At 71.2% G+C, this 19,666-nt stretch carries 16 protein-coding genes; 5 read left to right on the top strand and 11 right to left on the bottom strand.

Features of this window, described 5'->3' with window-relative positions; all coding sequences use genetic code 11:
- Positions 1-42: 42 nt before the first annotated feature.
- The gene (locus ACFWYS_RS08455; protein WP_384764974.1) at positions 43-1,437 is read right to left on the bottom strand and encodes a glycoside hydrolase family 16 protein; all 1,395 of its coding nucleotides are present in this window, start codon (positions 1,435-1,437) and stop codon (positions 43-45) included.
- A gap of 196 nt (positions 1,438-1,633) precedes the next feature.
- Here ACFWYS_RS08455 and ACFWYS_RS08460 point away from each other — a divergent pair, with 196 nt between their 5' ends.
- Positions 1,634-1,915 (top strand): DUF1905 domain-containing protein, encoded by a 282-nt coding sequence (locus tag ACFWYS_RS08460; RefSeq protein WP_384764976.1) that lies wholly within the window; start codon positions 1,634-1,636, stop codon positions 1,913-1,915.
- A 43-nt stretch (positions 1,916-1,958) separates the two neighbouring features.
- Here the strand turns inward: ACFWYS_RS08460 and ACFWYS_RS08465 are convergent, their stop codons facing one another.
- From ACFWYS_RS08465 to ACFWYS_RS08485, 5 genes are all read right to left on the bottom strand, one after another.
- The gene (locus tag ACFWYS_RS08465) at positions 1,959-4,064 is read right to left on the bottom strand and encodes an MMPL family transporter (RefSeq protein ID WP_384764978.1); all 2,106 of its coding nucleotides are present in this window, start codon (positions 4,062-4,064) and stop codon (positions 1,959-1,961) included.
- A 131-nt stretch (positions 4,065-4,195) separates the two neighbouring features.
- Positions 4,196-4,864 carry a response regulator gene (locus tag ACFWYS_RS08470; protein ID WP_384764980.1) on the bottom strand — a complete coding sequence of 223 codons (669 nt, stop codon included), beginning with the start codon at positions 4,862-4,864 and terminating at the stop codon, positions 4,196-4,198.
- Positions 4,861-6,054 carry a sensor histidine kinase gene (locus tag ACFWYS_RS08475; protein ID WP_384764982.1) on the bottom strand — a complete coding sequence of 398 codons (1,194 nt, stop codon included), beginning with the start codon at positions 6,052-6,054 and terminating at the stop codon, positions 4,861-4,863. The genes ACFWYS_RS08470 and ACFWYS_RS08475 overlap by 4 nt, the downstream gene beginning before the upstream one ends.
- Before the next feature lie 113 nt (positions 6,055-6,167).
- A complete protein-coding gene (locus tag ACFWYS_RS08480) occupies positions 6,168-6,923 on the bottom strand; it encodes an IclR family transcriptional regulator (RefSeq protein ID WP_384764984.1) in 756 nt (251 codons plus the stop codon).
- Between the two features lie 7 nt (positions 6,924-6,930).
- Positions 6,931-7,356 carry a MarR family winged helix-turn-helix transcriptional regulator gene (locus ACFWYS_RS08485; RefSeq protein WP_384764986.1) on the bottom strand — a complete coding sequence of 142 codons (426 nt, stop codon included), beginning with the start codon at positions 7,354-7,356 and terminating at the stop codon, positions 6,931-6,933.
- A 246-nt stretch (positions 7,357-7,602) separates the two neighbouring features.
- On the opposite strand from ACFWYS_RS08485, the gene ACFWYS_RS08490 reads away from it, so the two are divergent.
- The 4 genes from ACFWYS_RS08490 to ACFWYS_RS08505 are packed head-to-tail and all read left to right on the top strand — an operon-like array spanning position 7,603 to position 11,381.
- On the top strand, positions 7,603-8,520 hold the full coding sequence (locus ACFWYS_RS08490; protein WP_384764989.1) for an SDR family NAD(P)-dependent oxidoreductase: 918 nt from the start codon (positions 7,603-7,605) through the stop codon (positions 8,518-8,520).
- A complete protein-coding gene (locus tag ACFWYS_RS08495; protein WP_384764991.1) occupies positions 8,520-9,407 on the top strand; it encodes an amidohydrolase family protein in 888 nt (295 codons plus the stop codon). Before ACFWYS_RS08490 ends, ACFWYS_RS08495 begins: the two co-directional genes overlap by 1 nt.
- Before the next feature lie 10 nt (positions 9,408-9,417).
- Positions 9,418-10,929, top strand: a complete 1,512-nt coding sequence (locus tag ACFWYS_RS08500; protein ID WP_384764993.1) for a long-chain fatty acid--CoA ligase — start codon at positions 9,418-9,420, stop codon at positions 10,927-10,929.
- Entirely contained in the window at positions 10,926-11,381 is a 456-nt protein-coding gene (locus tag ACFWYS_RS08505; protein ID WP_384764994.1) for a MaoC family dehydratase, read from the top strand. Before ACFWYS_RS08500 ends, ACFWYS_RS08505 begins: the two co-directional genes overlap by 4 nt.
- 11 nt (positions 11,382-11,392) lie before the next feature.
- Here the strand turns inward: ACFWYS_RS08505 and ACFWYS_RS08510 are convergent, their stop codons facing one another.
- The 5 genes from ACFWYS_RS08510 to ACFWYS_RS08530 all read right to left on the bottom strand — a co-directional run bounded on the left by ACFWYS_RS08510 (position 11,393) and on the right by ACFWYS_RS08530 (position 19,656).
- The gene (locus ACFWYS_RS08510) at positions 11,393-12,235 is read right to left on the bottom strand and encodes a hypothetical protein (protein WP_384764996.1); all 843 of its coding nucleotides are present in this window, start codon (positions 12,233-12,235) and stop codon (positions 11,393-11,395) included.
- Complete coding sequence (locus ACFWYS_RS08515) at positions 12,235-13,920, bottom strand: PHP domain-containing protein (protein WP_384764998.1); 1,686 nt, start codon at positions 13,918-13,920, stop codon at positions 12,235-12,237. Before ACFWYS_RS08515 ends, ACFWYS_RS08510 begins: the two co-directional genes overlap by 1 nt.
- 18 nt (positions 13,921-13,938) lie before the next feature.
- Complete coding sequence (locus ACFWYS_RS08520) at positions 13,939-15,777, bottom strand: LamG-like jellyroll fold domain-containing protein (RefSeq protein WP_384765000.1); 1,839 nt, start codon at positions 15,775-15,777, stop codon at positions 13,939-13,941.
- 82 nt (positions 15,778-15,859) lie between these two features.
- Positions 15,860-18,820 (bottom strand): glycoside hydrolase family 2 TIM barrel-domain containing protein, encoded by a 2,961-nt coding sequence (locus tag ACFWYS_RS08525; RefSeq protein WP_384765002.1) that lies wholly within the window; start codon positions 18,818-18,820, stop codon positions 15,860-15,862.
- Positions 18,817-19,656 (bottom strand): carbohydrate ABC transporter permease, encoded by an 840-nt coding sequence (locus ACFWYS_RS08530; protein ID WP_384765004.1) that lies wholly within the window; start codon positions 19,654-19,656, stop codon positions 18,817-18,819. The genes ACFWYS_RS08525 and ACFWYS_RS08530 overlap by 4 nt, the downstream gene beginning before the upstream one ends.
- Positions 19,657-19,666: the final 10 nt, after the last annotated feature.

The following is a 19,666-nucleotide window of genomic DNA, read 5'->3' on the forward strand; positions in this document are numbered from 1 at the left end:
CGAAAGGGGCGCGGGGCTGTATCGATGTGCGGCTCCGCCGCCCTACCGGCAGAAGTTGAACCAGTTCACGTTCACGAAGTCCGCCGGCTGCCCGCTGGTGAAGGTCAGATACACGTCATGTGTGCCGGTCACCCCGCTGATGTTCGCCGGGATGGTCCGCCACGACTGCCAGCCACCCGTGTTGCCCACCGCGAAACTCCCGACGGGCGCGTTGCCGCGACTGTCCAGGCGTACCTCGACCAGACCGCTGACGCCGCCCGCCGCACCGCTCGCGACCCGGGCGACGAATTGTGTGGCCGCCGTCGAGCCGAAATTGACGCCCCGGTAGAGCGCCCAGTCGCCGTTGGCGAGGGCGCCGATGTTCTGTCCGCCGCCCGAGTCGGCGGTGGACTCGGTGCTCACGCCGCCCTGGCCGTCGAACGACTCGGCCTGGATGGCGCTGTAGGCATCGCGGTTGCCCGTCGGCGGAGGCGTGGTACCGCTCCCACTGGACAGCACCTGGACGTAGTCCACGACCATGGGGTGGCCGGGCTGGGTGTCGCCGTCCAGGCCGCCGCCGAGGGCGTCCGGGAAGGCACCGCCCATCGCCACGTTCAGGATGATGAAGAAGCCGTGGTTGGTGGCGTTGGACCAGGTCGCCGCGTCCATCTGGCCCGCGTTGACCGAATGGAACTGGGTGCCGTCGACGTAGAAGCGAATCGTCTCGGGGCTCACCGAGCGGTCCCACTCCATCGTGTAGGTGTGGAAGCCCGACTGGCATGTCGAGCCCGGGCACGCCGTGTAGTTGCCGAGTCCGGTGGTCTCGTTGCACGGGCCGCCCGGGTTGGTGCCGCAGTGCATCGTGGCCCACACCCGGTTCATGCCCTGGACGTTCTCCATGATGTCCAGCTCGCCGACGCTCGGCCAGTTCTGGTAGTTGCCGCGATAGGGCGCGCCCAGCGTCCAGAACGCCGGCCAGTAGCCCTCGGCGGCGGTGCCGGTGACGTTCGGCATCTGGATACGGCCCTCGATGCGCAGCTTGCCGCCCGCCGGGGGCTGGAAGTCGGTGCGCACGGTCTCGATACGCCCCGAGGTCCATCTGCCGGCCGAGTCGCGCAGCGGGGTGATGCGCAGGTTGCCGTTCCCGTCGAGCGAGACGTTGCCGGTGCTGTTCGTCATCGTCTCGACCTCGCCGGTGCCCCAGTTGGCGGGGCCGCCCGGATACGAAGTGCCGGTGTCGTACTGCCAGTTGGAGGTGTTGACGCCGGTGTTCGCGGCGCCGTTGAAGTCGTCCAGGAAGACCTGCGTCCAGCCCGACGGGGGCGGCGGCGCGGCGGCGTTCGCGGACGGGACGGCCACGGTGGCTGCGGCCGCCACCAGACCGAGGGTGCCGAGCACGGCGAGCAGCGCGCGCCGGGCGGACCGGCGTCTGCGGTGTATGCCGGAGGGATCGCTCATGGGGTGCTGCCTCTCGGTGTACGGAGTGGGGAGTGGGTGCACATGCGTCTGAGAACGCGGCCTGAGAGCGCTCTCAAAGTGTCGCCAATGTGCTCTCCGTCGTTCCGGTCGTCAAGAGGTGAAGCAGAGAAAACCCTTGCGTCACATGGAAGTTCACCCTATGAAGGCGTGAGCGCGACAGAAGGGGCCCGACCGCATGGAACTCGTCTTCACCGGCCCGGTGATCGAATGGCGCGGCCCGGCGCCGTACTACTTCGTCCGGGTGCCGGACGAGGAGTCCGCCGACATCCGGGAAGTGGCCGCGATGGCCACCTACGGCTGGGGCGTGATCCCGGTCGAGATCAGGATCGGTGAGCTCGCCTTCGAGACGTCGCTCTTTCCCAAGGACGGCGGCTATCTGCTGCCGCTGAAGAAGGCGGTGCGGGGGCGGCTCGGGTCGGGCGACGAGGTGGCCGTGGAGATGACGGTGCGCCTCTAGGCACCGGCACGGGTGACGTGCCGGTGCCGGTGCCCAGCAGGCGTCAGGCCTTCGTCGTCACGGGCGCCGTGGGCGTCGGCGCCTCCTCGTGCAGCCCGAACCGGTCGTGCACCCGGCGCAGCGGCTTCGGTGCCCACCAGGCGCGGCGGCCGAGCAAAGCCATCGTCGCCGGGACCAGCAGCATCCGTACGACCGTCGCGTCGATCAGTACGGCGAGGGTGAGGCCCAGGCCGATCTGCAGGATCGGTGCGAAGCCGCCCGTCATGAAGGCGCCGAAGACCACCGCGAGGAGCAGGGCCGCGCAGGTGACGACGCGGCCGGAGCGGCGCAGGCCGCTGACCACGGCCTCCTGGTCGTCCCCGGTGAGCTGCCGGGCCTCGCGCATCCGGGCCAGGATGAACAGCTCGTAGTCCATGGCCAGTCCGAAGGCAATTGCGACGATCAGCGGCGGCGCGGTCAGGCTCAGCGCGTCCAGGCCCTCGCCGCCCAGCAGTTCGACCAGGTGCCCGTCCTGGAAGACCCACACCACCACGCCGAGCGCGGCGCCCAGGCTGAGCAGGGTGGTGAGGATGGTGCGCAGCGGGATCAGCAGCGAGCCGGTGAAGGCGAACAGCAGGGCGAAGATGCCGGCCAGAACGGTGACCGCGGCCCAGGGTGCCCGCTCGGCGAGCATCTCCCTGAAGTCGACCAGACGGGCGGCCGATCCGGTGACCTCGACGGGCTCGTCGGCGCGGACGTCCCGTATCCGCTCGACCAGGGCGGTGGCCTCCTTGCCGTCCACGCTGCCCGGCGGCCGGATACTGACCACCGTTGTGCCGCCCGGCAGTTGGCGGGACTCGGCCGTCGGGGACAGCGCCCGGATCCGGTCGGCGGTCGCGGCGTCCGTGCCGGGCCTGAGGACCACGGTGATCGGGGAGACGCCGGTCCCGGGCGGGAAATGGGCGTCGACGGTGTCGTACAACTGCCGTGCCTCGGTGCTCGACGGCAGTTGCTCGGCGTCGCCGAGGTTGATCCTCATGCCGGTGACGGGCAGTGCCAGGACCAGCAGGACGGGGACGACGGTGGCCACCACGGCGACCCGGCGGCGGGCCGAGAAGTGGGCCAGGCGGGCGAAGACGCGGCCCTCCTCGGCCTCCGGCCGGTTCTTCGCCGGGGCGATCCTGCCCCCGAACTTCGCCAGCAGCGCGGGCAGCAGCGTCAGCGCGGCCAGCATGTCGACAACCACCACGGCGGCCACCGCCAGGCCCATGCTGCGCAGGAACACGCTCGGGAACACCAGCAGTCCGGTCAGACTGACCGCGACCGTCATCCCGGAGAAGAGCACCGTACGGCCGGCCGCCGCGACCGTCCGCCGTACGGCCTCCGCCACGTCCTCGGTGGTCCGGCGCTCCTCGCGGAAGCGGACCACCATCAACAGGGCGTAGTCCACGGCGAGTCCGAGCCCCAGCATCGTCGTCACCTGGATCGCGTACACCGAGATGTCGGTGACCCCGCTGAACAAAAACAGCGCGAGGAAGGCCCCCGCGATGCCGCTGACCGCGATCACCAGCGGCAGCGTCGCCGCGCGCAGCCCGCCGAACACCACCAGCAGCAGGGCGAGCACGACCGGCAGCGAGATCAACTCCGCGTTCCGTACGTCCTCCTGTGCCCGCTCGGCGATCTGCGTGCCGAGCAACGGGCCGCCGCTGACGTGCACCCCGGGCGCGTCGATCTGGCGGATCCGGTCGGCCGCCGTGTCCACGGCCGTCTCCTCGGCCTCGTCGTCCAGGCCGCTTTCGAGGGTGACCGGGATGATCAGGGCCCGCCCGTCCTCGGCGGTCAGGCCACGGGTGGCGTACGGGTCGGGCACGGCGGCCACTCCGTCGATGGACCGCACGTCGGCGACGGCCCGCTCGACCTGGGCCCGCAGCGCGGGGTCGGCCACGGCGGTGCCCTCGACCACGCCGGTGATCGACTCCCCGGTGGGATCGGCGCGGTCGAGGTACTGCGCGGCGGCCTCGGACTCGGTGCCCGGGATGTCGGCCACGTTGTCCGAGAGGCGGCTGAAGACGCCCGTCCCGAGGCCGAAACCGAGCAGCAGGAAGAGCACCCAGAGGGCGATGACGGTGAGCGGGCGGCGGGTCGCCGCCCGGGCGAGCGTGGTGAGCACGGTCCCTCCCGGCAGGACGGTCTGATTGCCATCGCCCTCAGACTCGTGCCACGGGGGTGGTCGCCGGATCGCCGGTGGGAGCGGTTTGCGGGCCTCCGTCGCTCGGGGGAGGGGTGCCCGCAACTCCCTCGCTAGGGGGATCCGGGAGTCACGAGCCCGGTCTCGTAGGCGCAGATCACCGCCTGCACCCGGTCCCTGAGAGCGAGCTTGCTCAGCACGTTGCTGACATGGGTCTTCACCGTGTGCTCGCTGACGAACAGGGTCGTGGCGATCTCGGAGTTCGACAGCCCGCGCGCCAGCAGCCGCAGTGTCTCCACCTCGCGTGCCGTCAGGGCGTCCAGGCACTGCGGGGTGACCTCGGCGGTGGCCTCCTCGCGGCGGCGCCGCACGATGTCGGCGACCAGCCGCCGGGTCACCGTCGGCGCGAGCAGGGAGTCCCCGGCCGCGACGACCCGTACGGCGTGCACCAGGTCGTCGCGCCGCACATCCTTCAGCAGGAAGCCGCTGGCCCCCGCGCACAGCGCCTCGTACACATACTCGTCCAGGTCGAACGTGGTCAGCATGACCACCTTGCAGCTCGACTGCCCGCACACCCGCCGGGCCGCCTCCAGGCCGTCCATGACCGGCATCCGGATGTCGAGGAGCAGCACGTCGGGCGTGTGGCGCTGCACCGCGGCGACCGCGTCGGCACCGTCCCCGGCCTCGGCGACCACCTCGATGTCGGGCTGCGCCTCCAGGATCATGCTGAAACCGGCCCGCACCAGTTCCTGGTCGTCGGCGACCACCACCCGGATGCTCATCCCAGGGCCGCTTCCCGGTCGACGGCCGCGGGCAGCCGTACGACCACCCGGAAGCCGCCCTCCGGTCCGCGCCCGGCCCGTGCGCTGCCCCCGCACGCGGCGGCCCGCTCCCGGATGCCGATCAGCCCGTGCCCGCCGTGGCCGGACACCGGCCCCCGTCCGTCATCGGTCACCGTGAGTGTCAACTCGCCCTCCGTCCAGTCGAGTTCGACGGTAGCGGAGGTGGCGTGCGCGTGCTTGACGGTGTTGGTGAGGGCCTCCTGGACCACGCGGAAGGCGGCGACCTCGGTGTCCGGGGGCAGCGGGCGGGGTGCGCCGGAGGTGCGCAGCTCCACGTGCAGGCCGGTGGACTCGCCGACCTGGCGGACCAGGCCGGGCAGCTCGGCCACGCCCGGCTGCGGCAACCGCCAGGAACCGCCGCCCGCCTCCGGCTCCTTGAGTACGCCGAGGATCCGGCGCAGCTGCGCCATCGCGTCCCGCCCGGCCGCCGCGATCGCGTCGAAGGACGCCTCCGCGCGATCCGGGTCGCTGCGCACCACCACCGGACCGGCCTCGGCCTGCACCACCATCAGGCTCACCGCGTGCGCGAGGATGTCGTGCATGTCCCGGGCGATCCGGGAACGCTCCTGCGCGATCGCCCGCGCGGTGTCGGCGGCCCGCTCCCGCTCCAGGCGCCGGGCCCGGTCCTCCAGCTCGGCGGTGTAGGCCCGCTGCACCCGGGCGAGCACGCCGAAGCCGTATGCGCAGACCACGCTGAGCAGATGGAAGGCGTACTCGAAGGGCTGCGGTTCCTCCTTGTGCATCATCGTGAGGGAGACCCCGGCCAGCCAGCCGACCAGCATCGCGCGCCGCTGCCAGGGCTTGCCGAGGGTGGCCATCGTGTACAGGACGACCATGCCGCCGTACATCACGTCGGGCGGCGGCGCGTGGTAGACGGCCTGGGCCGGGGTGGCCACCGACACCGCGCACGCCGTCGCGAAGGGGGCCTTGCGCCGCCACACCAGCGGCAGCGCCGTCGCGGCGCCGATCAGCCAGCCCTGCCAGGTCAGGCGGTCGTCGCCCTCGTCGGGGAAGATCCACTGGAGTGAGACGGCGAACAGCACCAGCGCGGCCAGCGCCGAGTCGACGACGTAGGGGTTGGCCGTGCGCAGGCGCTCGGCTACGGGGGAGATCCAGGACTGGGCGGACACGGGCGGCTCCTCGGGGCAAGGGCCCTATCAGTATCGCGAGCGACCTCACGCCCCGTCCTCACCGACGAGAGGGATATCCGCGGCCTGCCGCGAGGGCCCTGCCGTGAGGCGGCCTACGTGCCCTTCTCCGGCCGCCACCCCAGCCCCCGCGAAATCCCCCGCGCCGCCAGCCTCACCGCCGGCACCAGCACCGGCACCTGTGCGTCGGCCTGCGGTACGACCACGGACACGGCGGCGACGACCGACCCGCCCGGGCCGCGCACCGGGGCGGCGACGGACAGCGCGTCGTCGGTGACCTGGCGGCTGCTCACCGCGACCCCCGTGCGGCGCACCTCGGCCAGCATGCGGCGCAGTCGGGCCGGGTCGGTGACGGTGTACGGCGTGAAGGAGGCGAGCGGTCCGGCGCAGTACTCCTCCTGGGCATCGGGGGCGCTGTGGGCGAGCAGCGCGAGCCCGACCCCGGTGGCGTGCAGCGGCCAGCGCGCGCCGACGCGGATGTGCACACCGACCGCCGAGCGTCCCGACAGCCACTCGATGTAGACGACCTCGGGCCCGTCCTGCACCGCCAACTGCACGTTTTCATGCGTCGCTTCGTACAGGTCCTCCAGATACGGCAGCGCGACCTGCCGCAGGGCCAGCCCGCGCGGGGCCAGCGCCGCGAGCTCCCACAGCCGTAGCCCTACGTTGTAGAGGCCGGCGTCGTCCCGCTCCAGGGCGCCCCATTCCGTCAGGGCGGCCACCAGGCGGTGCGCGGTGCTCAGGCTCAGCCCGGCGCGCCGGCTGATGTCCGTCAGGCTGAGCGACGGATGGGCGAGGTCGAAGGCCCCGAGCACGGACAGCAGCCGGTCGGGCGCGGAGCGGGTGGTCATGGCGTCCTCAGCCGAGCCCGTCCTCCGCGATCCGCAGCAGCAGCGTGTGCAGCGTCTGCCGCTCGGCCGCGTCGAGCGGGCCCAGCAGGTCGTTCGTCACGCGCAGGCCCGCCTCGTCGGTGTCGCGCAGAAAGGCACGGCCGTCCTCGGTCAGGACGACGATCCGGCTGCGGCGGTCGTCGGGGGAGGGGCGGCGCTCGGCGAAACCCTGCTTCTCCAGGTCGTCGACGAGGCCGACGATCGCGCTCGGGTCATAGCCGAGCCGGGCACTGAGCTCGCGCTGCAGGGCGCCCTCGGAGCCGGCGAGGAAGCGCAGCACCGCGTAGTGGCGCAGCCGCAGCCCCGACTCCTGCAGGAACGTGTTGAACAACTGACCCGAGCGCAGGCCCAGGCGGTACAGGAGGTAGCCGGTGTCCGCGTGCAGGCCTCGCATCCACGGCTCGTCCGCGTCGATCGGGTTCGGGTTCTTCGTGTGCTGGCCGGTGATGGCGGACTCCCTGGTCTCGGTTCACTGCGGAGTGAGGCGGGGTCATGCGGGGTGGTGCGGGGGTGTTGCGCTCCGGTGATTCCAGCATGACGCACCCACGGGTCTCCAACAACTATTGACGTCAACAATTATTGCTCTTAGCTTCGATCTCGAAGCCGCACCACCCGCATCAGCTCGTGAAGGGACCCACCCGTGCCCAGCATCGATCTCACCGGCAAGGCCGCCGTCGTCACCGGCAGCGGCCGGGGCCTCGGCCTCGCCTACGCGCACGCCCTGGCCGCCCACGGCGCCTCCGTGGTCGTCAACGACGTCGACGAGGCCGTGGCCGAGGCGGCCGTGAAGTCCATCGCCGAGGCGGGCGGCACGGCCGTCGCCGAGGTCGTCCCGGTCGGCACCACCGAGGCCGCGGACCGGCTGGTGAACCGCGCGGTCGAGGAGTTCGGGCGGCTGGACATCCTGGTCACCAACGCCGGCATCCTGCGCGACAAGGTGCTGTGGAAGATGTCCGACGACGACTTCGACGCGGTGATCACCACCCATCTCAAGGGCACCTTCACCTGCGCCCGTGCCGCCGCCGTCCGGATGCGTGAGCAGGGCGAGGGCGGCACCCTGATCCTGGTCGGTTCCCCGGCCGGGCAGCGCGGCAACTTCGGGCAGACGAACTACTCCGCCGCCAAGGCCGGCATCGCCGCCTTCGCCCGCACCTGGTCGATGGAGCTGGGCCGCGCGAACATCACCGTCAACGCGATCGTGCCGGTCGCGGCGACCGCGATGACCGAGACCATCCCCGCCTTCGCCCCGTACATCGAGGCCATGAAGAACGGCGAGCCGCTGCCCGACTTCCTGCGCAAGGGCGAGGGCTTCGGCACCCCCGAGGACTGCGCCGCCCTGGTGCCGTTCCTCGCCTCCGAGGCGGCCCGGGGCATCACCGGGCAGGCCATCGGCATCGGCGGTGACAAGGTGGCACTCTGGTCCCATCCGCAGGAGATCGCGGCGGCGTTCGCGGACGGCGGCTGGAGCCCGCAGACGCTGGCCGACGTCTGGCCCACCTCGGTCGGCGCCGAACTCCAGTCGGTCGGCGTTCCGGCGCCCAAGTTCCCGGAGGCGTGATGGCCCGCTCGCTGAACGTGGAGGAACTCCTCGCGATCGACGTCCACACCCACGCGGAGGTCTCGTCCAAGGGCCACTCCTCGCTGGACGACGATCTGCACGACGCCTCCTCCGCCTACTTCAAGGTCGAGGGCAAGCGGAAGCCGACCCTGGAGGAGACGGCCGCCTACTACCGCGAACGGAAGATGGCCGCCGTGATCTTCACGGTCGACGCCGAGTCCGCGACCGGCACGGCCCCGGTCCCGAACGAGGAGGTCGCCGAGGCGGCCGCCGCCAACGCGGACGTCCTCATCCCCTTCGCGTCCATCGACCCCTTCCGCGGCCGGGCGGGTGTGAAGCAGGCCCGGCGCCTGGTCGAGGAGTACGGGGTGAAGGGCTTCAAGTTCCACCCCAGCATCCAGGGCTTCTTCCCCAACGACCGCTCGGTGGCGTACGACCTCTACGAGGTGATCGAGGAGACCGGCACCATCGCCCTGTTCCACACCGGTCAGACGGGCATCGGCGCGGGAGTGCCGGGAGGCGGCGGGATCCGCCTGAAGTACTCCAACCCCCTGCACGTGGACGACGTGGCGGCCGACTTCCCGCATCTGAAGATCATCCTGGCGCACCCGTCGTTCCCCTGGCAGGACGAGGCCCTCGCCGTCGCCACGCACAAGCCCGGCGTGCACATCGACCTCTCCGGCTGGTCGCCGAAGTACTTTCCGCCCCAGCTGGTGCAGTACGCGAACACCCTGCTCAAGGACAAGGTCCTCTTCGGCTCCGACTTCCCCGTGCTCACCCCCGACCGCTGGCTCGCCGACTTCGCGAAGCTGTCGATCAAGGACGAGGTCAGGCCGAAGATCCTCAAGGAGAACGCCGCCCGGCTGCTCGGGCTGACGAAACCGTAAGGGGCGTGACATGCGCAACGAGGGACTGGGGTCGTGGCCCGCACGCCGGGCCCGCAAGACTCCGCACCGCACGGCCCTGATCCACGGCGGGACGTCCGTCGACTACGCCACGCTGTACGACCGCACCACCCGCCTGGCACACGCCCTGCGCGAGCGCGGCGTCCGGCGCGGCGACCGCATCGCCTACCTCGGCCCGAACCACCCCTCCTTCCTGGAGACCCTGTTCGCGGCCGGCACGCTCGGCGCGGTCTTCGTCCCGCTCAACACCCGTCTCGCCGGGCCCGAGATCGCCTACCAGCTCGCCGACTCCGGCGCCAAGGCCCTCGTCTACGGCCCCTCGCACGCGGGACTCGTCGCCGGGCTGCCGGGCAGCACCGACGTCCGTACGTATCTGGAGGTGGGCAGCGAGTACGACGACGCGGTCGCGGGCGCCGTGGACGAGCCGATCGACGAGCCCGTCGCAGCCGACGACACCTGTCTCATCCTGTACACCTCCGGTACGACGGGCCGCCCCAAGGGCGCGATGCTGACGCATGCCAACGCCACCTGGAACGCCGTCAACTTCCTGATCGACAAGGACCTGCACGCCGACGAGCGGGCCCTGGTCTCGGCCCCGCTGTTCCATATCGCGGGCCTCACCGTGCTCACCCTGCCGGTCCTGCTGAAGGGCGGCACCTGCGTCCTGGTCGAGGCCTTCGACCCCGGCGGGACCCTGGAACTGATCGAACGGCACCGGATCACCTACATGTTCGGGGTGCCGGCGATGTTCGAGCAGGTCGCCCGCCATCCCCGCTGGGCGGCCGCGGACCTGTCCAGTCTGCGCATGCTCAGCTGCGGCGGCGCCCCGGTGCCGACACCGCTCATCGAGGCCTACCAGACCCGCGGCCTGACCTTCCTGCAGGGCTACGGGATGACCGAGGCGCTCGGGGTGCTCTTCCTCGACGGGGAGCACTCGGTCAGCAAGGCGGGCTCGGCCGGCGTCCCGCACTTCTTCAGCGACGTACGGGTCGTCGGACCCGACCTCGGCCCGGTCGAGCCGGGGGAGAACGGCGAGGTGCTGGTGCGCGGGCCCAGCGTGATGCGCGGCTACTGGGGGCTGCCCGAGGAGACGGCCGCCTCCTTCGCGGACGGCTGGTTCCGCAGCGGGGACGCGGCCCGCGTCGACGAGGACGGCTACGTCTACATCGTCGACCGCATCAAGGACATGATCATCTCCGGTGGCGAGAACATCTACCCCGCCGAGATCGAGGACCTGCTCCTCGCTCACCCGGACATCGTCGAGTGCGCGGTGATCGGGGTGCCCGACGACAAGTGGGGCGAGGTGCCGCGCGCCGTCGTCGTCCCCCGGGAGGGAACCACCCCCGACCCGGACGAGATACTCGCGTCCCTCTCCGGCCGCCTCGCCAAGTACAAGATCCCCAAATCGGTGGTCCTCGCGGACGAACTCCCGCGCACGGCCTCCGGAAAACTCCTCAAGTCCCGTGTCCGTACCCGGTACGGCAACAGTGAAGGAACCGCATGAGCATCACCGTGAACGGCCTCGACGAACTGAAGAAGCTCGCGGGCGGCGACCTCGGCGCCAGTGAGTGGATCGAGGTCACCCAGGAGCGCATCGACACCTTCGCCGACGCCACGGGCGACCACCAGTGGATCCATGTGGATCCCGAGAAGGCCGCCGAGGGCCCCTTCGGCGCTCCCATCGCCCACGGCTACCTCACCCTCTCCCTCTTCATCCCCCTGTTCACCGAACTCCTCGACGTCCAGGGCGTCACCACCAAGGTCAACTACGGCCTCAACAAGGTGCGTTTCCCCTCACCGGTCAAGGTCGGCTCCCGTATCCGGCTGGTCGGGAAGCTGGCGGAGGTCGAGGACGTACCGGGCGGCGTCCAGATCACCGTCGACGGCACGATAGAGATCGACGGCGGCGCAAAGCCCGCCGCCGTCCTGCAGAGCCTGTCGCGCTTCTACGCCTGACCGCCTGCCCCTCAGCCTTGCTTGTAGGAGTACACGGCGGTCGCCACCGCGCACACCCCGGGCGGGATCACCTCCGCGCGCAGGGTGCCGCTGCTGACGTCGTAGTCGACGCCCTCCGTCTCGAAGGTGCCCTTGCACACGCTGCGTTGCGGCAGGGCGAACAGGCTCTTGACCGTGCCGGTGACCGGCCGGCCGTCCACCTTGTGCGGCAGGTCGACCTGGAGGAGCGGGCGGATCTCGGGGAAAAGGGTTCCCGTGGCGTCGTTCGAGGCGCACAGCAGACGGGTGTCCGTGACGAAGTCGCAGCCCTGGATGTCGCGCCCCGGCTTGTCCAGGGTGATCTGCCAGGCCTCCGTCAGGTCACCGCCCGTCGGCGGGGTGGCCGGGTTGAGCAGGGGAGCGGGGAAGACCTGGAGTCTTCGCTGCTCCCCCCACTCGCCCGACACCAGCCACTGCCCGTCGGGCGAGACGGTGGCGAAGGAGTTGTTCAGCTTCTCGCCCGGGTTGAGCCGGTGGACGTACTCGTAGCGCTTCCCGGCCGGTGTCGTCACCGCGAACATCTTGGACGTGGCCGTGTCCGGGCCCTGATAGGCGTCGAAGGCATGGCCGCGTGCGATGTCCGGGTCGCCGATGTGGTTCCAGCCCTTGACGCGCAGGTCCAGCGGGACGGAGGCGAGCCCGCGGTACAGCAGGCTGCCGTCCGCGCGGCTCGCCAGGCCCTGCCCGCCGCCCAGCGTGTCGGTGTACGCCCTGCCGGTCTCCACCCAGTGCGGGTCACCGGCGGCGGACGCCGTCCCCGTGCCCAGTGCGAGCGCACCCGATAAGCAAGCCAGGGCGAGGAGATGACGCTTCATCAGACACCTGCCACGTCGACGAATACGGGGTTCGAATAGAACCACGTATCCGCCCACGGGTCACCGTTCCCGGGCTCGTGCGGAATCGGACCGTGCGGGTCCACCGACGCCCCCAGATAGCCCGCACCGTGCCGCTTGCCGTCGCTGCCGCGCAGCCGCACATAGAACGGCTCGCTTCCGGCGGTCAGCGGGATGCGCAGGGTGTACGTCCCCTTGCGGCCGCTGACGTCCTTGGTCTGCACGACCTTGGTGTCGGGCGCCCGCCAGACGTCCCGGTCCGTCACCGGACCGCGCACCGCGCCCCGGATGACGTCGACGTGCGCCAACTCCGGGACGACTCCTTGGGCGTTGGGACGGGACGCGGTGGTGACCGTCACGTACAGCGTGAGCTTCTCGCCCTTGCGCACCCGCAGCCTGCCGCCCAGCGTGACGCCCCGGCCGAAGTCGCAGTCCCGCTTGAGGCGCACGTCGAGACCGTCCAGCAGATGCCCGTGGTCGAGCCAGACCCGGCCCGCGCGCAGGCCCGCCATCACCGCGCGGTACCCGTACCGGGTCACACCGACGTGGGTCCGGCTGAACTGGCCCGGCCAGAAGTCGCTGCCCGGCTGCGGGGTCGTGGTGTCGACCGGGTCGGGGAGCCTGCCGGTGTTGTCGAAGTTCTGCCCCGCCGGCCAGTCGCCGTTCTTCCAGGTGTCGAAGACGATGCGGTGGGCGTCGGAGTTGGTGGTGATCGAGAACAGCCTGCCCTCGGCCAGCATCGAGTCCCACAGGCCGCCGACCGTCGCGGTCGCCCAGTCGAAGCCGCCGTACGTCAGGAACGCCTCCGCCGGGTAGCCCGGCCAGGACTGCGCCGACGGCTTGTTCTCGTACTCGCCGCGCATCGACGTCGCACCCCGCCGGCCGGGGATCGCCGCGCCCTGGGCGCCGGGTGCGCCCTCCATGCCGATCATGATCTCGGGGGCCGCGTCCCGCCAGGCCCGCATCTCGTGCGGGGAGTCGATGCCTAGGCGCAGCGGGTGGTTGGCGAGCACGAGCACGTCGTCGACCTGGCCGGTGCGGCGCTGTTCGGCCAGCCACTGGATGGCCTTGACGGCGTGCGCCTCGTTGCGGGCGGTGTCCGCGGCCCCGGCGGCGCCCTCGGTGTAGCCGAGCAGTTTGCCGTCGTAGGCGCTCTCGAACTTCGTGAGCACATCGACCTCGTTCGGGCCGGGTGCCGTGAAGACCGTGCAGTGCTCGGCGGCCGGGATGTACCACTCCAGGCCCTGGAAGATCAGCTGGCGAGGGTTCTCGGCACGCGCCTTGAGGATCTCCTGGTGCTCCAGCTGGGCTCCGTACCTGGCGTGACCGAAGTTGGAGTGCTCGGTGAACACCATCCAGTCCAGGCCGTACTGGGCGCCCGCGGCGGCCAGCTGGGCGAACGTGTACTTGGCGTCGTGGCTGTAGACGCTGTGGATGTGGTGGTCGCCGACGAGGTAGGCGAGGCGGGGGTCGTCGCCGCCCAGCCGTCGGTCGGAGGCCGCTGAGGCCGGTGCCGCGGTCGCGGGCACGGCCGCGCCGCCCAGCGCGAACGCGGCGCCGAACAGGCCCGCGCGGCGCAGGAGTCCGCGTCTGGAGACGCCCTGCGGGTCGAGGTCGGCGGGGGAGACGGAGGGGTCGGCCCAGGTGGGCAGCTGCTGCTTGGTCATGGTCATCCTCGGCAGGGGTCAGTGAGTCATGAAGGACGTGACGGGCAGTGCCCGTTCGACGATGCGGACGTCGCCGAGGCGGCCGTGCAGGATCTGGTCGATCTTTCCGCCGTACTCGTAGCCGCCGAGCAGCCACGGCAGGCCGACCGAGGTGAGGCCGATCGCGGTGGCGTGCGGGTTGCGGGCGACGGGGCAGCCCTGGACGTACATCGTGGTGTGCCGGCCGTCGTTGACGACGGCGACGTGCCACCAGGTCTCCCGCGCGGTCTCGTCGCCCCAGTTGGTGGCGATGCCCTGCTGGTTGAGCGGCCGCACCGCCCACTGCGGGCCGGGCCCGTCGGACAGGGACAGCGTGGCCAGCGGCTCGTCGGGGTCGCCCTCGGTCTTGCCGGCGCCGCCGCCCGTGCCCGTGCGGCCGACCAGTCCGGACCAGGCGTGGTGCGAGGCGTCCCAGTCGGCGGGGAGCCGGTAGAACGCCTCGATGGTGTAGCCGTTCCGGAAGGTGGCCGAGTTGAGCGGGGCACCGTCGACCGTGCGCAGGTAGGCGCCCTTCAGCGGGGACTTGAAGCCGGTGAACTCCAGGCTGCCGTGCCCGGGCTGGTCGGGGTGGTGGTCGGCGGACCAGCCGAGCGTGCCGCCGCCGACGGAGACCACGGTGAGGTCGTTGCCGCGGCCGGACAGGTCACGGACGGTCCCGGAGACGGCGGAGTCGAAGCGCCAGTAGGCGGCGGTGCCCCGGACCAGCATCTTCGACGCGGGGCGCGCCCGGCGGTCCGGCACCGGGTCGAAGCCGGAGAAGCGGTCCGCGAAGTCGATGCCGACCGAGAACCGGTCGGCGTCGCCGCTGAGTTCGATCTCCTGCCGCTCCAGCTCGTTGAGGCCCTTCGCGGCCCGGCCCAGGATCCACGGGGAGACCGTCTCGACGTCGATCACGTCGCGGTCCAGGTCGAAGCGGTACAGGCGGATCATCGCAGCGCCGCCGAAGTAGCGGTTCTGGTAGTTCGTAAGGTGGAGGTGGACGTCGTTGCCCGCCGCGTTCTTGCGGACGGCCCGGCCCGCCGGCCAGTAGTGGCCGTTGAGGGTGAGGAAGATCTGGTCGTGGTCCTTGACCAGCTGGTCCCACAGCTGCTGCCCGTAGGACGACAACGTGTCGTCCTCGACGACCAGTTCGTGCGTGGTGAGGATGACCGGCGTCTTCGGGTGCCGGGCCAGGACGTCCTTCGCCCACGCGTAACCCTGCGCCGACAGCCGCCAGTCCAGCGCGAGCACCATCCACTCACGGCCGGCCGCCCTGAACAGGTGGTAGGTGTTGTAGCCGTCCGAAGAGGCGCCCTGGAAGGTGGGCTTGCCCTGGAAGCGGCGCGGTCCGAACGCGTCCAGGTACGGCGTCGGGCCGCGCTGGTCGTTCGTGGACGACTTCACGTCATGGTTGCCGGCCAGGACGCTGTAGCCGACGCCCCGCCGGTCGAGCAGCTCGAACGCCTCGCCGATCGCGGCGAACTCGTCCTTCGCGCCGTTCTCGGTGAGGTCGCCGAGGTGGGACAGGAACACGATGTTCTCGTCCCGGCCGTGCTCCAGCAGATAGCGCAGCGACGCCTGGACCGGGGCGGCGTTGATGCTCGGCCCGTCGAAGAGGTACTGGGTGTCGGGCATCACCGCGAGCGTGAAGCGACGGCTGTTCGAGTCGGGCCGCCAGTCGGCGGACACGGCCTCGGCGGGCGATGCCTCGGCGACCGCCGGGACGGCGACCGAGGCCGCCGCGGCGGCGCCGAGCAGCGCGGTGGCCCGGAGGAATCCGCGTCGTCCGGCGCCGGCCTGCGCGGCCTCGCCCTGGGCATGGTCATGCGAAGTACACACGTGTGCTCCGTGAAGGGTGACAGGGGAGAGGAGGCGTGGGAGGGAGGGGGAAGGCGTGGGGGGAGGGGGAGGCGTGGGGGAGTCAGAGAACGCGCAGGGTCCAGCTCCAGCGGTGGATGCCCGGTGCGACGCGGTAGGAGGGGAAGGTGTCGGGGCCGCACGACGCCGTGCCGAGTCCCCGGTGCGCGGCGTCGATGTGCACCACACAGCCGGGCCGTGGCACCAGTTCGTCGTGGTGCGCGGCGGCGGTCAGGTCCTCGGCGCGGTAGCGGGTCACGGAGACCTGGCGCGGTGCGTCCAGCGCGACCGAGAGTCCGGTGGCGTCCGGCGCCGACAGAGTGAACCGCCGTACGCCGTGCCGGCCGCCGCTCTCCTGCGGCCGCAGATAGGGGGTGAACAACTCCTCGACGGGGACACGGTGATGGCCCACGGGCGCGCCCGCGGCGCGGTCGGGGTACGACTCCCAGGGGCCCTGCCCGAACCACTCCAGCAGGTCGAGTCCGGCGACCGTCTCGAAGACCGTGCCGACCCTCGCCACGTCGTCGAACACCTCCGGCAGCTCGGCCTCCTCGTCCACGCGGACGCCGCCCTCGACGGGCGTGAGCACCTGCCGGTGCCGTACGACACCGGTCGTGCCCGCGTATTCGGCCTCCACGGTCACCCGGCCGGAGTCCTCACGCACGGCCACGACCTTGCGCACCAGCGCGTCGAGCCCCCAACCCCGCCAGCGCCCGGCCATGCCGCCCAACTCGTCGTTGTCGGTGGGCGCCCGCCACAGGGAGAGCGTGGGCGCGGCCGTCAGCAGCGGGTGGACGAGGAGCCCCTCGCCGTCGATGCCGACCTTCCGGTCCACGGGAGCATCCTGGGCCGGAGCCGGCCCGCGCAGCCGCACCTGCGGCACACACACCTCGGTGCCGCGCGGCGCCCACGGCTGGTCCTCGGCCACCGTCACCCGCAGCGTCAGCCAGGCCTCGCCGCCGTCGCGCGGCACTTCGAAGGGCAGCGGTACGGCGGCCGTCTCGCCCGGGCACAGGCTCGGCAGTTCGGCCGGTGCGGTCAGCGTCGTGCCGTCGGCGAGTTCCAGCCGCCACTCGCCGGTCAGCCAGTCCAGGCCGCGGAAGTGCTGGTGGTTGCCGAGCACGATGCCCTCGTGCCGGTAGCACTCGATGCGCACCGGCGCCGCGATCTCCCGGTGCTCGTACATCGCCGGCTTGGGCGTGCGGTCGGGGAACACCACGCCGTCCGCGATGAAGGCGCCGTCGTGGATGGGCTCGCCGAAGTCGCCGCCGTACGCCCACCGATGTCCGGGCGCGGCGACACCGTTGTCATGGAGCCCGGCGCCCCCACGCCCGGCCGGTCTTCCGTCGCTCACGCGCTGAAGAATTCCGTGGTCCCAGAACTCCCAGATGAACCCGCCCTGAAGACCTGGGGTGGCCTCGGTGGCAGCCCAGTGGTCGGCCAGCGTGCCGTTGCTGTTGCCCATGGCGTGCGAGTACTCGCACTGGATGAGCGGCTTGGTCTGCTCGCCGGAGAGCGCGTGGGCGACGCAGTCCTCCAGCGGTGCGTACATCGGGCAGGCGATGTCGGAGGCGACGTCCGGGTCCGCCCAGCCGAGCTTGGCCGCGCCCTCGTACTGGATCGGCCGCGTCGGGTCGTGCCGGCGCACCCAGCCGGCCGCCGCGTCGTGGTTGGCGCCGTAGTCGGACTCGTTGCCCAGCGACCAGACGATCACCGACGGGTGGTTCTTGTCGCGCAGCACCATCCGCGAGACCCGGTCCACGAAGGCGTTCAGATAGCGCGGGTCGTCGGCGATCTCATGGGCGTGGTCGTGGGACTCGATGTCCGCCTCGTCGACGACGTAGAAACCGAGTTCGTCGGCGAGGTCGTACAGCGTCGGGTCGTTCGGGTAGTGGGCGGTGCGGATCGCGTTGAAGCCGAACCGCTTCAGCAGGACCAGATCGGCGCGCATGTCGTCGTACGACTCCGTCCGCCCGGTCAGCGGGTGGAAGTCGTGCCGGTTGACGCCCCGGATGAACACGCGCTCGCCGTTGACCAGCAGGTCCGGGCCGGCGATCTCGACGTCGCGGAAGCCGATCCGGTGGCGGGAGGTGTCGGCGACTGTTCCGTCGGCGCGGTGCAGCCGGATGGTCAGGTCGTACAGCTCGGGCGTCTCCGCGTTCCAGGTGCGGACCTCGGGGACGGTGGTCAGCAGCCGGGCCTCGCCGAGGAAGTCGGAGACGCGCTCGTCCTCGGTGTTCGCGCGGTCGAACTCCGCGTCCTGCGCGAGCGAAGCGAGATGGGGGTCCCCCCGGCCGAAGGCTGGGGGAGGTCGCCCGTCCAGGTCGCCGGTGAGGTACCAGCCCCCGGGCAGCGCACCGCCCGCGTCCCGCACCCTGCAGTCGACGCGCAGCTCACCGCTGTACCGGGCCCGCACGGTCACGTCCGCGAGATACAGCGGGTCCGTCGCGTACAGCAGCACCGACCGCGTGATGCCGCCGTGCCACCACTGGTCCTGGTCCTCGATGTGCGAGGCGTCCGACCACTTCACCACGGTCAGCCGTATGGTGGCCCGCGCGCCGGGGCGCACGAGTCCCGTCAGCTCGAACTCGGCGGCCAGGTGGGAGTCCTTGGAGATGCCGACGGGCCGTCCGTCCACGTGCACCAGCAGCACGCTCTCGGCGGCCCCGACCTGGAGCACGATCCGGCGTCCGGCCCACTCGGCGGGGACGTCCACCGCACGCTCGTACACCCCCGTCGGGTTGGCGGCGGGGGAGTGGGGCGGGAAGTCGGGGAACGGCATGCGGACGTTGGTGTACTGCGGCAGGTCGTCCGTGCCCTGCATCGTCCAGACGCCGGGGACGTGTGCCGTCGCCCAGGTACCGCCGACCGGCGCGTCCGGAGCCGACAGCAGCTGGAAGCGCCAGTCGCCGTCGAGGGGTAGTGCTCCGGGGCGCCGGTCGACGGCGTTCATGGGGAGCCGTCCCCAGGAGGTCACCTCGGGTGCCTCCCAGGGGCGCAGGGCGAGCAGAGGGTCGCTCGTCATCCGCGGACGGCTCCCTTCGCGAGATCGCCGATGATCTGCCGGGCGCCGATCGCGAAGACGATCAGCAGCGGGATCAGGGCGAGGACCGCGCCGGTCATCACCATGCCGTAGTCGGTGGTGCCGTGGGTGCCGTTGAGCTGGGACAGCGCGACCTGGAGGGTGACGTTGTCCGGGTTGGTCAGGGCGATCAACGGCCAGGCGTAGTCGTTCCACTGGCCCATGAAGGTGAAGATGCCGAGGAAGGCGAGCCCCGGGCGGACGACCGGGAGCGCGACGTGCCAGTACTGGCGCAGGAAGTTCGCGCCGTCCAGCTTGGAGGCGTCGAGCAGTTCGTCGTGGATGGCGCTGCGCATGTACTGGCGCATCCAGAAGATGCCGAACGCGTTGGCCGCCGCCGGCACGATCAGCGCGGTCATCGAGCCGATCCAGCCGATCTTCGCCATGATCACGAACTGCGGGATCGCCGCCATCTGGGCCGGCACCATGAAGATCAGCATCAGCACCGCGAACAGCACGTTCTTGCCCGGGAAGTCGAACTTGGCGAAGACGAACGCCGCGAGCGAGTCGAAGAAGAGGACCAGGAAGGTCACCACCGTCGCGACCAGCAGCGAGTTCCACATCGACCCGAAGAAGTCGATCGTGTCGAACAGGCTGCGCACGTTCTCCAGGAAGTGCGAGCCCGGCAGCAGCTTCGGCGGGTAGGAGAAGATCTCCGACGAGGTGTGCGTCGACATGATGACGGCCCAGTAGAACGGGAACGCCGACAGCAGCACACCGATGATCAGGGACGCGTGCAGCGCGATGCCCCGGCGTCCGGAGCCCTTGATGGATGCCATGTCGCGGCCT

Source organism: Streptomyces sp. NPDC059010 (genome assembly GCF_042740355.1).
Classification (GTDB): Bacteria; Actinomycetota; Actinomycetes; order Streptomycetales; family Streptomycetaceae; genus Streptomyces.

Excerpts from the sequence above, each read along its gene's own strand:
- ACFWYS_RS08515 (WP_384764998.1), bottom strand. The coding sequence starts at position 13,920 with ATGACCAAGCAGCAGCTGCCCACCTGGGCCGACCCCTCCGTCTCCCCC.
- ACFWYS_RS08525 (WP_384765002.1), bottom strand. The coding sequence starts at position 18,820 with ATGACGAGCGACCCTCTGCTCGCCCTGCGCCCCTGGGAGGCACCCGAG.
- ACFWYS_RS08510 (WP_384764996.1), bottom strand. The coding sequence starts at position 12,235 with ATGAAGCGTCATCTCCTCGCCCTGGCTTGCTTATCGGGTGCGCTCGCA.
- ACFWYS_RS08470 (WP_384764980.1), bottom strand. The coding sequence starts at position 4,864 with ATGAGCATCCGGGTGGTGGTCGCCGACGACCAGGAACTGGTGCGGGCC.
- ACFWYS_RS08460 (WP_384764976.1), top strand. The coding sequence starts at position 1,634 with ATGGAACTCGTCTTCACCGGCCCGGTGATCGAATGGCGCGGCCCGGCG.
- ACFWYS_RS08455 (WP_384764974.1), bottom strand. The coding sequence starts at position 1,437 with ATGAGCGATCCCTCCGGCATACACCGCAGACGCCGGTCCGCCCGGCGC.
- ACFWYS_RS08480 (WP_384764984.1), bottom strand. The coding sequence starts at position 6,923 with ATGACCACCCGCTCCGCGCCCGACCGGCTGCTGTCCGTGCTCGGGGCC.
- ACFWYS_RS08485 (WP_384764986.1), bottom strand. The coding sequence starts at position 7,356 with ATGCGAGGCCTGCACGCGGACACCGGCTACCTCCTGTACCGCCTGGGC.
- ACFWYS_RS08505 (WP_384764994.1), top strand. The coding sequence starts at position 10,926 with ATGAGCATCACCGTGAACGGCCTCGACGAACTGAAGAAGCTCGCGGGC.
- ACFWYS_RS08530 (WP_384765004.1), bottom strand. The coding sequence starts at position 19,656 with ATGGCATCCATCAAGGGCTCCGGACGCCGGGGCATCGCGCTGCACGCG.
- ACFWYS_RS08495 (WP_384764991.1), top strand. The coding sequence starts at position 8,520 with ATGGCCCGCTCGCTGAACGTGGAGGAACTCCTCGCGATCGACGTCCAC.
- ACFWYS_RS08500 (WP_384764993.1), top strand. The coding sequence starts at position 9,418 with ATGCGCAACGAGGGACTGGGGTCGTGGCCCGCACGCCGGGCCCGCAAG.